Origin of the sequence: Flavobacterium sp., from assembly GCF_003525665.1 — a bacterium.
Taxonomy (GTDB): Bacteria; Bacteroidota; Bacteroidia; order Flavobacteriales; family Flavobacteriaceae; genus Flavobacterium.
Genome location: NZ_DQDX01000111.1, coordinates 458 through 15,768 on the forward strand (window position 1 = coordinate 458; position 15,311 = coordinate 15,768).

General features: G+C 33.2%; 17 protein-coding genes. 5 read left to right on the forward strand and 12 right to left on the reverse strand.

Going from position 1 to position 15,311, the window contains the following annotated elements; translation table 11 throughout:
* The first annotated feature begins 49 nt into the window (after positions 1-49).
* Both dnaX and DIU01_RS08060 read left to right on the forward strand, forming a co-directional pair.
* Entirely contained in the window at positions 50-1,132 is a 1,083-nt protein-coding gene (gene dnaX / locus DIU01_RS08055; RefSeq protein WP_290833295.1) for a DNA polymerase III subunit gamma/tau, read from the forward strand.
* Between the two features lie 53 nt (positions 1,133-1,185).
* Positions 1,186-1,851 (forward strand): DNA polymerase III subunit gamma/tau, encoded by a 666-nt coding sequence (locus tag DIU01_RS08060; RefSeq protein ID WP_290833297.1) that lies wholly within the window; start codon positions 1,186-1,188, stop codon positions 1,849-1,851.
* Positions 1,852-1,983: 132 nt separating this feature from the next.
* On the opposite strand, the gene DIU01_RS08065 is transcribed toward DIU01_RS08060, so the two are convergent.
* The 9 genes from DIU01_RS08065 to DIU01_RS08105 all read right to left on the reverse strand — a co-directional run bounded on the left by DIU01_RS08065 (position 1,984) and on the right by DIU01_RS08105 (position 10,888).
* A complete protein-coding gene (locus tag DIU01_RS08065; RefSeq protein WP_290833299.1) occupies positions 1,984-2,214 on the reverse strand; it encodes a DUF465 domain-containing protein in 231 nt (76 codons plus the stop codon).
* A gap of 20 nt (positions 2,215-2,234) precedes the next feature.
* Positions 2,235-2,936: a sulfite exporter TauE/SafE family protein gene (locus DIU01_RS08070; RefSeq protein ID WP_290833301.1), complete on the reverse strand. Its 702-nt coding sequence runs from the start codon at positions 2,934-2,936 to the stop codon at positions 2,235-2,237.
* 1 nt (position 2,937) lies between these two features.
* On the reverse strand, positions 2,938-3,387 hold the full coding sequence (locus DIU01_RS08075) for a FixH family protein (RefSeq protein WP_290833303.1): 450 nt from the start codon (positions 3,385-3,387) through the stop codon (positions 2,938-2,940).
* A gap of 15 nt (positions 3,388-3,402) precedes the next feature.
* Positions 3,403-4,824, reverse strand: a complete 1,422-nt coding sequence (ccoG, locus tag DIU01_RS08080) for a cytochrome c oxidase accessory protein CcoG (protein WP_290833305.1) — start codon at positions 4,822-4,824, stop codon at positions 3,403-3,405.
* 80 nt (positions 4,825-4,904) lie between these two features.
* A complete protein-coding gene (locus DIU01_RS08085; RefSeq protein WP_290833307.1) occupies positions 4,905-5,843 on the reverse strand; it encodes a cbb3-type cytochrome c oxidase N-terminal domain-containing protein in 939 nt (312 codons plus the stop codon).
* 27 nt (positions 5,844-5,870) lie between these two features.
* Positions 5,871-6,038 (reverse strand): hypothetical protein, encoded by a 168-nt coding sequence (locus DIU01_RS08090; RefSeq protein WP_035126455.1) that lies wholly within the window; start codon positions 6,036-6,038, stop codon positions 5,871-5,873.
* 2 nt (positions 6,039-6,040) lie between these two features.
* Positions 6,041-8,221 carry a cytochrome-c oxidase, cbb3-type subunit I gene (gene ccoN / locus DIU01_RS08095; RefSeq protein ID WP_290833312.1) on the reverse strand — a complete coding sequence of 727 codons (2,181 nt, stop codon included), beginning with the start codon at positions 8,219-8,221 and terminating at the stop codon, positions 6,041-6,043.
* A gap of 2 nt (positions 8,222-8,223) precedes the next feature.
* A complete protein-coding gene (gene ccoS / locus DIU01_RS08100) occupies positions 8,224-8,418 on the reverse strand; it encodes a cbb3-type cytochrome oxidase assembly protein CcoS (protein ID WP_035126451.1) in 195 nt (64 codons plus the stop codon).
* 88 nt (positions 8,419-8,506) lie between these two features.
* Positions 8,507-10,888, reverse strand: coding sequence for a heavy metal translocating P-type ATPase metal-binding domain-containing protein (locus DIU01_RS08105; protein WP_290833315.1), 2,382 nt, complete (start codon positions 10,886-10,888; stop codon positions 8,507-8,509).
* A 108-nt stretch (positions 10,889-10,996) separates the two neighbouring features.
* Here DIU01_RS08105 and DIU01_RS08110 point away from each other — a divergent pair, with 108 nt between their 5' ends.
* Positions 10,997-11,677, forward strand: coding sequence for a Crp/Fnr family transcriptional regulator (locus DIU01_RS08110; protein ID WP_290833317.1), 681 nt, complete (start codon positions 10,997-10,999; stop codon positions 11,675-11,677).
* A gap of 116 nt (positions 11,678-11,793) precedes the next feature.
* On the opposite strand, the gene DIU01_RS08115 is transcribed toward DIU01_RS08110, so the two are convergent.
* Entirely contained in the window at positions 11,794-12,096 is a 303-nt protein-coding gene (locus DIU01_RS08115; RefSeq protein WP_290833319.1) for an antibiotic biosynthesis monooxygenase, read from the reverse strand.
* Between the two features lies 1 nt (position 12,097).
* Complete coding sequence (locus tag DIU01_RS08120) at positions 12,098-13,561, reverse strand: APC family permease (RefSeq protein WP_290833321.1); 1,464 nt, start codon at positions 13,559-13,561, stop codon at positions 12,098-12,100.
* Positions 13,562-13,708: 147 nt separating this feature from the next.
* On the opposite strand from DIU01_RS08120, the gene DIU01_RS08125 reads away from it, so the two are divergent.
* On the forward strand, positions 13,709-14,263 hold the full coding sequence (locus DIU01_RS08125; RefSeq protein WP_290833323.1) for a DUF2975 domain-containing protein: 555 nt from the start codon (positions 13,709-13,711) through the stop codon (positions 14,261-14,263).
* A gap of 3 nt (positions 14,264-14,266) precedes the next feature.
* Positions 14,267-14,476: a helix-turn-helix transcriptional regulator gene (locus tag DIU01_RS08130; protein WP_290833327.1), complete on the forward strand. Its 210-nt coding sequence runs from the start codon at positions 14,267-14,269 to the stop codon at positions 14,474-14,476.
* Between the two features lie 34 nt (positions 14,477-14,510).
* Here DIU01_RS08130 and mazG read toward each other — a convergent pair whose 3' ends face one another.
* Positions 14,511-15,284 (reverse strand): nucleoside triphosphate pyrophosphohydrolase, encoded by a 774-nt coding sequence (mazG, locus tag DIU01_RS08135; RefSeq protein WP_290833325.1) that lies wholly within the window; start codon positions 15,282-15,284, stop codon positions 14,511-14,513.
* Positions 15,285-15,311 lie beyond the last annotated feature (27 nt).

Sequence of the window (15,311 nt, forward strand, 5' to 3'; positions counted from 1 at the left end):
CTTTTAAACTTTTAAACTTTTACCTACATTTGTAATCCAATAAAATTCTATGGAACAATTTGTAGTATCAGCTCGTAAGTATCGTCCGCAAACGTTTAAAGACGTTGTTGGTCAGCAAGCTATTACTAATACTTTGTTGAATGCTATAGAAACCAACCACTTGGCTTCTGCCCTATTATTTACTGGTCCAAGAGGTGTTGGAAAAACAACTTGTGCTAGAATTTTGGCTCGTAAAATCAACCAACCTGGTTATGACGACCCGAATGAAGATTTTGCTTTTAATGTTTTCGAATTGGATGCTGCTTCGAATAATTCTGTTGATGATATTCGAAATTTAATTGACCAAGTTAGAATACCACCACAAACCGGACAATATAAAGTTTATATTATCGACGAGGTTCATATGTTGTCTCCTGCCGCTTTTAATGCGTTTTTGAAAACATTGGAAGAACCGCCAAAACACGCTATTTTTATTTTAGCAACTACAGAAAAACACAAAATTATTCCGACGATATTATCTCGTTGTCAGATTTTTGACTTCAAACGAATTACAGTTAAAGATGCTAAAGAACATTTGGCAGAAGTAGCTACAAGCCAAGGAGTTCAATTTGAAGATGACGCTTTGCACATTATTGCTCAAAAAGCGGATGGTGCGATGCGTGATGCTTTGTCAATTTTTGACAGAGTTGTTTCGTATTGTGGAAACAATTTAACTCGTCAAGCTGTAACTGAAAATCTGAATGTTTTAGATTTTGAAACCTATATTAAAGTAACCGATTTGATTTTGGAGAATAATATTCCACAAATTTTAGTTACTTATAATGAGATCTTATCAAAAGGTTTTGACGGACATCATTTTGTTTCTGGATTGGCTTCTCATTTTAGAGATTTATTGGTTTGTAAAAATCCTGCAACTCTTGTTTTATTAGAAGCTGGTGAGCAAGCGCAACAACTTTATGGACAACAAGCGCAAAAATGCACTCAAGATTTCTTGCTTAAAGGAATTGAAATCGCCAATGATTGTGATTTAAAATACAAGGTTTCTCAAAACCAACGTTTGTTAGTTGAACTAACATTAATGCAACTTTGCTCTATCAACTTTGATGGAGAAAAAAAAAAGTTGACTTTATAATTCCACCGACTTATTTCAGAAACAATAGTTATTCTATACAGGAAGTTCCAAATTTGAAATCCCAAATTCCAAATGAGGAAAAAGTTGCGAATTCCGAGAAAGTATTTCCGAGTTCCGAGTTGCGCGTTGAAAGTTCTGAGTCTAAAGTTGAAATTTTAGAACAAAACACGCAAACAGAAACTAAGGAAGAACCCGAAACCCAAAACCCGAAACCCGTAACTGAATCAAAACCCGAAACTCGAAACCTGCAACTCGAAACTGGAAGGGTTTCTGCTTTATCGCTTTCTAGCATTCGAGCTAAAAAAGAATTATTAGAATCGCGAAAAGGAGTTGTAAAGGTTGAAAGACATTTGCCAAGTGAAGTTTTTACTGAGACGCAAATGTTGGAATTTTGGTTTAAATATGCGCAGCGATTAAACGATAAAGGTCACATGATTATGGAATCGCTGTTGCGAATTAGTGATCCAAAATTAGACGGAAATAAAATCGTTTATGAATTACCAAATGAAGGTTCCAAAATTGATTTTGAAAAAGAAAAACCAGAACTTCTTGGTTACTTAAGAGGCCATTTACACAATCACGAAATAAGTATTGAAGTTATTGTAAATGAAAGTGTAAAGAGCAAAGTAGCTTTTACTGCTCAAGATAAGTTTAATAGATTGAACGAAATTAATCCGAATCTAGAAGCAATGCGAAAGCTATTTGATTTAGATATCTAAAAGAGCCGAAACTAGATTGCAACCAAAAGTTCGACACTATTGTGGGCAAATTCAAAAAGCAGTTGAAGATTTTTTTTAAATAAAAATACCATCCAATAGATTAGATGGTATTAAAAAAAGGCAACTATAAAATTACTTTATCAAATAGTTGTAAATAGTGTCTTTGAGAAAAAGTAATTTTGCTTTAAGCTCATGACCATATTCGTCCATAACCACTTCTATTCCAGCATTGATATTGTAGATTCTATTTTGTAATTCATGATATTCATCGAATAATTTTCTGAAGTGCTTGTCTTCTACTTTTAAAAGATGAATTTTTTCTTTTTTCTCAGGGAATTCATGTAATAAATCGTGTTTTTCCATAATTATTGAATGTTTAAATTTTAGTGACAATCGGCATTAGCCTGAACAAATAAATTCATGTTACTTGGTGAAACGTAAGAAATATCAAGACCTAAGCCACGAAGAATAAATAATGTTCCGATGATAACCGATACAATTGGGATTACTTTTTGCAATTTATTTCTGATTGGAAACGATAAAAAGTTGCTTACATAAACTACAGCGCTCATCATTGGTATGGTTCCTAATCCGTACAAAAGCATGTAACTAATTGATAAGGTTACGTTGTGCATTGCGATTGCTCCAAATAATGCAGCGTAAACCAATCCGCATGGTAATAAACCGTTTAAGAAACCTATTGTGAACAAAGCATCTGCAGATTTTCGTTTGAATTGGCTTCCTAACGCAGTTTTTACTTTAGAAATTAATTGATAAATAGGTCGTGAGAAATTGTATTTTGCAAATATTTTTTCAGGAATAACCACAATTAAAATCATCAGAATTCCTACTGTAATTGAAATAGTTTGCTGCAATCCGGCGAGATAAAATCCGCGTCCTAGAATTCCGAAGATCAAACCCAAACTTCCGTAAGCTGTTAATCTTCCTAAATGATAGGTTAGAATTTGGAGTGCTTTTTTAGACGGATTTTTATGATCAACAGGAAGCATCATCGCAATTGGACCACACATTCCGATGCAATGAAAACTACTTATTAAACCGAAAAATAAAGCCGTATAAAGCATTTTAATTGGTATAAATCGTTTCTTTACTTAGATATTCTTTACCTTCATAAGACCAATCTACAGAAATGTCCCAGCGACCGCCAACCAAATTACTTTTAGGTATGAGCAAATGTGGGTTAGACAGAGAAATAGGAATTTCAAAATCTAACTTTTTGTTTGACGGTCTGTAGAAGGACACTTTTCCTTTAATTTTTGTGATATCAAATTCTTTTGGAAATGCAATTGTAACACCATTTTCAGCTGATTGTATTACTACAATTTCTGTCATATCGTGAGCATTTTGCTCTTTTTCCATTTGTTTTTCGAAAGTCAATTCTTTCTGATAGTATTTTTCAACCACCAATTCGTTATCGTATTTACTATCTGATTGCACTTTGAAAACAAAGTATAAGATGAAACTCATAAAAAGTCCAAATGCAATTACAATGCTTGTTCCCCAATTTATTTTCATGATTTTATTATTTTTTTAATTGAAATTTCGCGGTCCGTTGAAATTGGTTTTCGCTGTTTCAATTAATCTATTATTATTATAAACTTCAATTTGTAATTCGATATCTTCCTTATTCAAGTCTTTTTCCAAAATTTTAACGAACATTGTTCCTTGCGTAAATCCTTGTCTTGGAATTGATATGAATGGTTTACCTACAAGTTTAATTTCACCTTTAGAATTAACCAATTTGAAAGTTACCTTGTTAAAATCACCTTCTGTTTTATTGATGATTTTGTAGTTATAAACATTAGAAATAGTATCGCCTTCATGTTGAAATAATTGTCCTGGCATGTGCAAAATTGTAGCTTCAACATCGTTTCTAAGGAATAACATTCCGATGAAAAACCCAGTTAAAATAGCTAAAACAGCTATGTAACCTTTCATTCTTGTTGTAAGTTGGAACTTCTCTTTCTTTACAATTTCGTCTTCGCTTGCATATCGAATTAATCCTTTAGGCATACCTACTTTTTCCATTATCGTATCACATTCGTCGATACATGCGGTACAATTGATGCATTCTAATTGTGTTCCGTTTCTGATGTCGATTCCTGTTGGGCAAACGTTTACACAGATTTTACAATCGATGCAATCTCCCACTCCAAGAGCTTGTCTGTCTTCTCCTTTATGAAATTTGGCTCGACCATTTTCGGCTTCACCACGCACATGATCGTAGGCAACATTTATTGATTTATTGTCTAATAAAACACCTTGCATTCTACCATACGGACAAGCAATTATGCACACTTGCTCTCTAAATGAAGCGTAAATAAAGAAGAAAACTCCTGTGAAAATTAATAAAGCAATTAGCGTACTTGTATTTTCTTTTGGACCTTCTTTTATAAAATCTAAAACTTCATCACTACCAATTAAGTAAGCTAAAAATACATTAGCAATTATGAATGAAATAATAAAAAATACAATCCATTTGGTAACTCGTTTTCTAATTTTTTCTTTGTCCCAAGCTTGTTTTGCCAATCGCATTTGAGCACCACGATCGCCATCAATCCAGAATTCAATTCTACGAAAAACCATTTCCATAAAAATCGTTTGAGGACAAAACCAACCACAAAAAATACGTCCGAACGCCACTGTAAAAAGTGCCAATCCAACTACGCCAATAATCATCGAAATTACAACCAGGTGAAAATCTTGTGGCCAAAATGGAAAACTGAAAATATTGAATTTTCGTTCTAAAACATTAAACAAAAGAAATTGATTTCCGTTGATTTTAATGAATGGCGCGCTCAACAAGAATGCTAGCAAAGCGTAACTTAGTAATTTTCTTTTGTTGTAAAAACGTCCTACAGGAATTTTTGGATAAATAAAGGCTCTTTTTCCTTTTTTATCAATAGTTGAAATACTATCTCTAAAACTTTCATCTGGTGTATTTGAGCTCATTTTGATTTTGATTTTACGAAAAACATTCGTGTACTATTAAAAGGTTTTGAATTATAAAAATCCAAAACCTTTACTATTGTTTATTTAGTTGGAGCCACTTTAGTAGAATCTACTACTGGAGTTGCATCGGTTTTTGGAGCAGCTTCTTCTACCCATTTTTCACCTTCAGCTGGTTTTGCTCCTGCTGGTTTAGATCCTTGAAGACTTAAAACATAACTTGCAATTTGTTGGATTTCGGTTGGTTTGAAAATACCTTTCCAAGAAACCATACTTTGGTTGTTTTTACTTCCTTCAGAAATAATTTTGAACACATTTTTAATTCCGCCACCGTTAATCCAGAATTCATCTGTTAGATTTGGACCGACAATTCCACCACCATCAGCTTTATGACAAGCTGCACATGCATTGGTAAATACTTCTTTTCCTTTGGCTAAACTAGCTTCATCGGTTAAAAGCGTTACCTTATCAATATTCATATCATCAGGTTTTGAGGTTGCATTTTTAAGTAGTTCTAGATTGGCTAATTCTACTTCGTGTTTGAACTCTTCCGCTTGATTATCTCCATCTAAAACATGGAATCTGATTAAATATATAAATGCAAAGGCAATTGTTCCGTAGAAAAGATAAACCCACCATGGCGGCAAAACGTTGTCTAATTCTTTAATTCCGTCGTAATCGTGGTGTAACATTACATCGCTTTCTTGCTCTATTTCTTTAGAACGAGTTAGTTTTTGCATTAATCCTTTTAGAAATTTACTTTCTGTAATAGGAATTGATTGTGCTTCCTCTAGCTGTTTTCTTTGTTCATCTGTTAAAAGATGATAGGTTACTTTATCAACAGCATTTACTACAATTTCGATAGCAATTAATAAAAATAAAAATACGGCTAAGAACAATGATACCATTGGATATTTTATAAAGGCTGGTCTATCGCCTGAGTCAATAAAATATTCTAAACCTATAAGAACAGTTGCAAATAGCAACGGAACTCTAACATAAACTGGGAGTAATTTTTTCATTATTTTACTTTTTAAATAGTATACTTCTTAGTCTTTTAAAGGCAATTCGCTGATTTCTTTTATTTTTTCTTTACTGTAGGTCATTGCCCATAAAGTGAACAAAACGAATGCACTAAAGAAAATACCTAACGAAATGATGGGATAAATTTCTACACCAGAAATGGTTTCTAAATTTTGTTTTACAAACTTTAACATGGCTATTGTTTTTTATCTTTAACTTGAATATCTGTACCTAATCGTTGTAAATAAGCAATCAATGCTATAATTTCTCTGTCTTTTAAAGGAACAGCCGTTTCGTTTTCGAATGACTTTTTGATTTCGGCATTGGCAAGTAAATTTTTCTCAATTTTACTAGCTTGTGCGTCAATGCTTTTCAGTGCATTAGTAATATCAGCATCAGAATAAGGAACGCCTAGAGAAACCATTGCTTTCATCTTACCTTGAATAATTGAATTATCTAATTTATCTTTAATCAACCATTGGTATCTTGGCATTAATGAACCTGGAGAAATACTTTGCGGATCGTATAAGTGATTGAATTGCCACACATCGTCACGACCACCATTGTAAGGTTTTCCTTTTACACCTTCACGAGCTAAATCTGGACCAGTACGTTTAGAACCCCATAAAAATGGATGATCGTATACAAATTCTCCTGCTTTAGAATAGTCACCATAACGTTCAACTTCAGATCGGAATGGACGAATCATTTGAGAGTGACAACTTACACAACCTTCACGAATATATAAATCACGACCTTGTAATTCTAATGGCGTATAAGGTTTTACCGCTGCAATCGTTGGAATATTAGATTTCACTAAAAGCGTTGGAACAATTTGAATTAAACCACCAATTAAGATTGCAAGAGTTGTAAGCAACATAAACTGAACAGGTTTTCTTTCTAACCAAGCGTGTAATTTTTCGCCTTTCAATCTGTTTTTAGAAATTACTTCTAATTGTGCTGCTTCTGCTAATTCATCTTCTACTGCAGCACCTTTTTTCACAGTCATGATGATGTTGTAACACATAACAAATACACCAAGCAAGAATAAAGTTCCACCAATTGCTCTCATCCAATACATTGGCATTAATTGAGTAACTGTTTCTAAGAAGTTTCCGTATTGTAATCTTGAACCTTCTGCATCAAATTGTTTCCACATAGATGCTTGAGTAAATCCAGCAACATACATTGGAAGTGCATATAATATGATTCCTAACGTTCCAATCCAGAAGTGGAAGTTGGCTAATTTTTCTGAAAATAATTTAGATTTTGTCATTCTTGGAATCAACCAATAAATCATACCGAATGATAAGAATCCGTTCCAAGCCAATGCACCAACGTGAACGTGAGCAATAATCCAATCAGTGTAATGTGCAATAGCATTTACATTTTTAAGAGATAACATCGGACCTTCAAAAGTTGCCATTCCGTAACCAGTAATTGCTACTACGAAGAATTTTAAAACTGAATCTGTACGTACTTTATCCCAAACACCTCTTAATGTTAATAAACCGTTTATCATTCCACCCCAAGATGGAGCGATTAACATAATTGAGAATACAACACCTAAGTTTTGTGCCCAATCTGGTAATGCTGAATACAATAAATGGTGTGGTCCAGCCCAGATGTAAATAAATATTAAAGACCAAAAGTGAATGATTGATAATCTATAAGAATACACAGGACGATTGGCTGCTTTTGGAACAAAGTAATACATCATTCCTAAAAATGGTGTAGTCAAGAAAAATGCTACAGCGTTGTGTCCGTACCACCATTGTACTAAGGCATCTTGAACTCCAGCGTAAACAGAGTATGATTTTAAGAACGAAACTGGAAGCTCGACACTATTAAAGATATGAAGAACTGCAACGGTCACAAATGTTGCTATGTAAAACCATATTGCTACATAAATATGACGTTCTCTTCTTTTAATAATGGTTCCAATCATGTTGATACCAAATACTACCCAAATTAAGGCAATTGCAATATCTATTGGCCACTCTAGTTCGGCATATTCTTTAGAAGTTGTGTATCCTAACGGTAAACTTACCGCGGCCGCTACAATAATTAATTGCCAACCCCAAAAGTGTACTTTACTTAATACATCGCTAAACATTCTTGCTTTAAGCAAACGTTGCATAGAATAATATACTCCGGCAAACATGGCGTTACCAACGAAAGCAAAGATTACCGCATTGGTATGTAATGGTCTAAGACGACCAAAACTTAAAAACGATACACCACTTGTAATGTTTGGGAATAAGAACATTATTGCGAGGATGAGTCCTACTAGCATTCCAACTACACCAAAAATGATACTGGCGTAAATGAAATTCCTCACGATTTTGTTGTCATAATGAAATTGCTGCATTTCCATAATTATAATTGTTTTTCTTCAGTTAATTCTATTTGATTTTTGTTAGTTTCTTTTCGTAGTTCATCGTCGAATAACATTCTGACTGATGGTGTATAATCGTCGTCATATTGTCCGCTTCTTACAGCTTTTATAAAAGCATACAAGAAAAAGACAGCAACAACTATACTGATTGTGATTAACATGTAAATGACACTCATACCTTAAATTTGTGTTAACAAAATTACTTTGACGTCTTTGTAAAAAATATGATAATTATCATACGACACCATAAATTTTGCATTGTTATTATTTCTTAAAATTTCGAGTAAAATAATTACTCATTATAGTTACAAAACTTACTATCGTTACTGTGCTCAATGGCATTATAATAGCCGCAACAATAGGTAATAAATTTCCGGTAACGGCAAAACTCAATCCTACAACATTGTACAGTAAAGACAGACCAAAACTCATATATATAGTCTTCATTGCATTTTTAGAAAAGTCCATGAAAAATGCAATTCTATCAAACATTGATGCGTCCAGAATTCCGTCACACGCTGGTGAAAAGACATTTACATTTTCTGAAATAGATATTCCGATGTTACTTTTAGCTAAAGCACCAGCATCGTTTAAACCATCACCAACCATCATTACATTATGTCCTTCTTTTTGAAGATTTTCTATAAAATCTAACTTTTGTTCGGGTTTTTGGTTAAATACTAAAATGGTTTTTTCAGGAAGCATTTTCTCAAGAATTCTTCGTTCACCATCATTATCACCCGATAAAATAATTAGCTTATAGTTTTTAGATAACTTTTCGAAAAGTTGCTCCAATCCTACTCTATATTGATTGTTAAAGACATAACTTCCCTTATAAACACCGTTTATTTCAACATGCACTTTGGTTTTTTTATGCGTGTTTTCACTCATGTGTTGCAAAAATTGAGACGAACCTAGTTTGATTGTATCATCATCAAATGTGGCATAGATTCCTTTACCAATTATTTCTTCAAAATGTGATGGTTCTCGGATTTCTTTTCTTGGAATAAATTCATACAATCGTCTGCTTAATGGATGATTGGAACCACGAAGTGCGCTATTTAGTAATTTCAAATCAAAATCAGTTAAAACCTCGCCTTCATAAGTAATTGAAGTTTTTTTATTAGTTGTGATTGTTCCTGTTTTATCAAAAACTATGGTGTCGACTTTTGCTAATTGTTCGATAACCGTTGCGTTTTTTAAATAGAGTTTTCTTCTTCCCATGATTCGCAAAACATTACCTAAAGTAAATGGTGCTGTCAAGGCCAAAGCACATGGACAAGCAACGATTAGAATTGCAGTAAAGACATTAAAAGCTGTATCGGTGTCAATAAAAATCCAGTAAAGAAATGCTACTACCGACAATCCAAGTAAAGCTGGTGTGAAATACCTACTTATTCTATCGGTTATAGTTTTGTGTTTGATGTCAACTTTCTTCTGAAAAACATCGTTGCTCCACAATTGCGTCAAATAACTTTGTGATACAGAAAAAAGCACTTCCATTTCGATGACTTTGCCAACTTGTTTTCCGCCAGCAAATATTTTATCGCCTGATTTTTTTTCGATTGCAACGGCTTCACCTGTAACAAAACTGTAATCAATTGATGCATCACCTGAAATAAGAATCCCATCAACCGGAATTAATTCTTGGTTTCTAATGAGTAATCTATCTCCTTTTTTGATGTCATAAATTTGAACCGGAATCTCCGTTTTATCATTTAGAATTTTAGTAATTGCAATCGGGAAATACGATTTATAATCTCTTTCAAATGAAAGGAAGTTGTAGGTTTTTTGTTGGAATAGTTTTCCGAGTAACATAAAGAAAATCAATCCTGCCATACTATCAAAGAAACCTTGTCCGTAATCAAAAATTATATCGACAGTACTTCTTATAAACATAATTACAATTCCTAACGCAATTGGAATGTCTATGTTGAGCATTTTAGATTTGATGCTTTTGTATGCCGAAACATAATATCCGCTAGCCGAATAAAAAAATGTTGGAAGCGAAATGGCAAATATTAGCCATCTAAAAAATCCTCGATATTGATTGATCCAAAATTCTTGAACTTCAAAATATTCTGGAAAGGAAAGCAACATAATGTTTCCGAAGCAGAAAAAAGCCACTCCTATTTTGTAAATCAAACTTCTATCAACCACTTTTTTAACCTCGTCGTAGTTATCCAAACTAATGTAAGGTTCGTAGCCAATTGCGCATAATCGCTCTACAATTTGTTTAAGATTGGTAGTTTCAGGATTGTAGTTAATTCGAACTTTCTTTTCAGGGAAATTTACTTGCGAAGTACTTATTCCCGGTTGAAGTCTCTGTAAATTCTCCAAAATCCAAATACACGAACTACAGTGTATATGCGGAATGTAGAGTGAAACAATGTGTGTTGAATTTTCCTCGAATTCAAGCAGTTTTGTAACAATTTTTTCATCATCTAAAAAATCATATTTTCCTTTAATATCCAATGGAGTTGCACCTGGAGATGCTTGAAAATCATAATAACACGATAGGTCATTGCTAGTAAAAATTTCGTACACAGTTTTACAACCGTTGCAACAGAATTTTTTTTCATCAAAGAGAATTTCGTCTTTTTTTATAATTTCATTACCACAATGGAAACAATTTGTTGTGTCCATAAATTTGCTCATTTTACCTGCAACAAAGTTTAGACAATAGTTAAACTTAAAATATGATATTTGTCATACTTTTAATATCTTTGAAAACCAAAAATTAATTTGAGCATTATGAGCAAATGTGAACAATGCATCGTTAGACAGTTTAGTTCTTTGAAAGCCTTAACTAAAGAAGAACTCCTTAAAATGGCCGACTGTAAAACATCATACACTATAAAGAAAGGCGAACCTGTTTTTCAAGAAGGCGAAATCACCAAAGGTGTATTTTGCATTAAAGAAGGCGTTTGTAAACTTTCTAAATTGAGTGCCAATGGTAAAGATCAAATAATAAAATTGGTTAAGCCAGGCGAACTTTTAGGTCAACGATCTATGATTATTGACGAACCAGCAAATTTAAGCGCCATTGCACTTGAAGATATGGAAGTGTGCTTTATTCCTAGAACCGATGTTATGGGCTTCTTTAACAACAACAATCAGTTTTCACTGAATATGATGAAGACTATTTGTGGCGATTTAAAAGATGCAGATGATCATATGGTAGATATGGCTCAAAAAACGGTAAAAGTTAGACTTGCAGAAACCTTACTATATCTTGAAGATACTTTTGGCAAAAACGAAGACGGATCGCTTCACCTTCAATTATCTAGAGAAGAATTGGCTGGAATGATTGGAACTGCGACCGAGAGTTGCATTCGATTATTATCTGAATTTAACAAAACTGGATTGATAAAAATTACAGGAAAGAAAATTTTCATTGAAGATCGCATCAAGCTAAAACGCATGAATGAATAATTAAATCTTTATAAATTTCATATTACAAAAAACTGTTTCATATCCTGCTATAAAAGACATAAAGGAAATTTATACATTGAAATAAAGAGTTTAAAGGTGCGATTTTCATGCCTTTTTTATTTGCTAAAACTGTATTCTCGTTCAACTAAGGCAATTCTCACCGTGTATCGTTCGTACCACTTTTGAATTCCTGTCTGTTGTGCATCTAAATGATCTAAATTTTGTTTCCAATTTTTTATTGCTTCCAATGATTTCCAGTATGAAACTGTAATTCCAATCTCGCTCCTAGCCGATTCTACACCAAGAAATCCTGGTTGTTGTTGCGCTAGTTCAACCATTTTAATTGCCATCTCCGAATAGTTTTCGTTAATGTAAGTTCTTATCGATGTGAAAATTACGGCATAATAAGGCAGCTCCATTTTATTCTTTTTTATGTAAAAATAAATAATATACAGGAACGCCAAGAGCTACAATAAATAATCCGATGCTAGTATTTTTGGTTTCAAAATACAGTAAATTGAAACAAATTAATACAGTTACCACAATATACAACATCGGAACGAATGGATATCCAAATGCTTTGTAAGGTCTAATGGCATTGGGTTCTCTTTTTCTTAAAATGAAAATTCCGTAGATTGTTAGTATGTAAAATAATAAGGATGCAAATGTTGCATAAGTAAGTAAATCACCAAATTTTCCCGATACTGCGAGGACACAAGCCCAGATGCATTGCAACCAAAGTGCTTTCGCCGGAACGCCATTTTTATTTAAAATTGTAGCTTGTTTAAAGAACAAATTATCGTTTGCCATAGCATAAAATAATCGTCCGCCAGACAAAATTAATCCACTGTTGCAACCAAATGTTGAAATCATAATTAGTCCTGCCATTACAAAAACGGCTGTATTACCCAGAATCATATTTGCGGCAGCGGCACCAACTCTATCTTGACTGGCAAACATAATTCCATTTTCTAAAACTGTCGTTGCATTTGGCGTTCCTTGAATTGGCAATAAAGCTAAATACGCAATATTCGCAAAAATATAAATGATGGTAACGAGCAAAGTTCCAAGAAACAAACTTCTAGGGATATTTTTCTTTGGATCTTTGATTTCTGCAGCAATGAAAGTCACGTTATTCCATGCATCGCTCGAAAAAAGAGAATTTATGATTGTTGCGCCCATTGCTCCAAGTAGAGCAAATCCTGCAAGTTTGGTAACCGTTACACTTCCATCAGTATTTAAAACCGTTTTAGAAGCCTCCCACATATTTTCAAAATTATTCGATAATACATCAGTTTTTAAACCTACATATAAACCTAGAATGATTAAAGCGAAAAGTGCGATGAGTTTGGCTAAAGTAAAAATCAACTGAATTGTTTTACCCGTTTTTACGCCTTTTGTATTGATGTAAGTCAAAAAAACTATACTTCCAATAGCTACAATTTGCTTATTTGTAACTGAAAAATTTCCTCCAAAACTACTGATTTCATTTTCTAAAACCGGAAAAAAAATAGCCGCATAATTGGCAAAAGTTACTGCAATAGCTGCAATTACTCCAGTTTGAATTACTGTAAAAACGGTCCATCCGTAGAGAAAGGAAACCAATTTTCCGTAAGCACGTTGAATGTAAACAAATTGTCCGCCTGCGTTGGGCATCATTCCTGCTAATTCGCCATAACTTAATGCGGCGCTCATGGTTAATAATCCTGTAACTAACCAAATAATTATAAGCCATGCTGCAGAACCAACATCTCTCGCCATGGCAGAAGTAACAATAAAAATTCCAGAACCAATCATGGAACCAGCAACTAAACTTGTGGCGTCAATTAATCCTAAAGATCGTTTTAATTCGGTTTTTTGTTCCATTATATAGTAGAATTTCATCAAATATAATTCTTTTTTATAAGATGGTTTCCGATGCTAAATTTATTTGTTTAAAAAAAATATTTTATTAATTATTAACTCATTTTTATTGTTTATCAATAAATATTTATTATTTTTGTCGAAATAATTTTAAATACATACAGTATTATGGAAATAAAAATCACAACAAAACAGATTTTAAATGTGTTACTTGTAATTTCATACATCATCTTTTTTGGTCTTTGTATTACAGCTGGAGGAATTGTATTCAATTTTATTTTTACCTTATTTCTAGATCCGATTGCGGCAAAAAACTTTTGGAAGCTTGCAGATTTGTCTAATTTACTTGCATTCAATAAAAGTTATTTTATCACAGAAACTGTATTGATGATTATTGTTTCGGTTTTACAATCGATACTATTTTATATGATTGTAAAAATTTTACACAACAAAAAAGTAGATTTGAGAAACCCATTCAATACAGAAATGACTAGGTTTATTTCCAACGCATCCTACTTAACTTTAGGTATTGGTTTCTTTGCAAATTGGGGAACAAACTACACAAAATGGCTTATTTCTCAAGGTGTTATAATGCCCGATTTAGAAAGTTTGCGATTAGGTGGCGCAGATGTTTGGCTTTTTATGGGAATTACTTTGTTGGTGATTGCTCAAATATTTAAAAGAGGTGAAGAAATGCAATCTGAAAACGAATTAACAATATAAATGATGGCAATAATAGTAAACCTAGATGTTATGATGGCAAAACGTAAAATGTCGTTGAACGAACTTTCAGAACGCGTTGATTTGACGTTATCGAATCTTTCCATTCTAAAAACTGGAAAAGCCAAAGCAATACGATTTAGTACCTTAGAAGCAATTTGCAAAGCATTAGATTGTCAACCTGGTGATATATTGGAATTTGACAGTAAAAAATAATTTAAAGGTGTGAAGTACAGAAGTTGTGATTGATTTACAGCTTCTTGGCTTCATTCCAAAAAACATCCATTTCTGCCAAAGTCATGTCCATTAATGGTTTTCCTAATTCGCCTGCTTTACTTTCTAGATATTGAAAACGCTTGATGAATTTCTTGTTGGTTCTTTCTAAAGCATCTTCTGGATTAACTTTTAAAAATCGAGCATAATTTATCATCGAAAATAGCACATCACCAAACTCGGCTTCGATTTTGTCTTGATTGCCTTCGTTTACCTCTTCTTGAAGTTCTAGTAATTCTTCTTGCACTTTATCCCAAACTTGATGCGGTTCTTCCCAATCAAATCCTACTCCTTTTACTTTATCTTGAATTCGACTTGCTTTTACTAAAGCTGGTAAACCTTTAGGAACGCCTTCTAAAACCGATTTTTTTCCCTCTTTAAGTTTGAGTTTTTCCCAATTTTGCTTTACCTCTTCTTCATCAGCAACTACAACATCGCCATAAATATGTGGATGACGGTGAATTAATTTATCGCAAATTTCGTTACAGACATCAGCCATATCAAAATCGTTGGTTTCGCTTCCTATTTTGGCATAGAAAACAATATGCAACAATAAATCGCCCAATTCTTTTTTAATCTCTTGCAAATCGTTATTCAAAATGGCATCGCCCAACTCATAAGTTTCTTCAATGGTAAGATGACGTAAACTTTCAAGAGTTTGCTTTTTATCCCAAGGACATTTTTCACGTAAATCGTCCATGATGTCGAGTAATCTGCTGAAAGCATCGAGTTGTTGTTGGCGTGAGTTCATTTTTATATTAGATTTTAGATTTTAGAT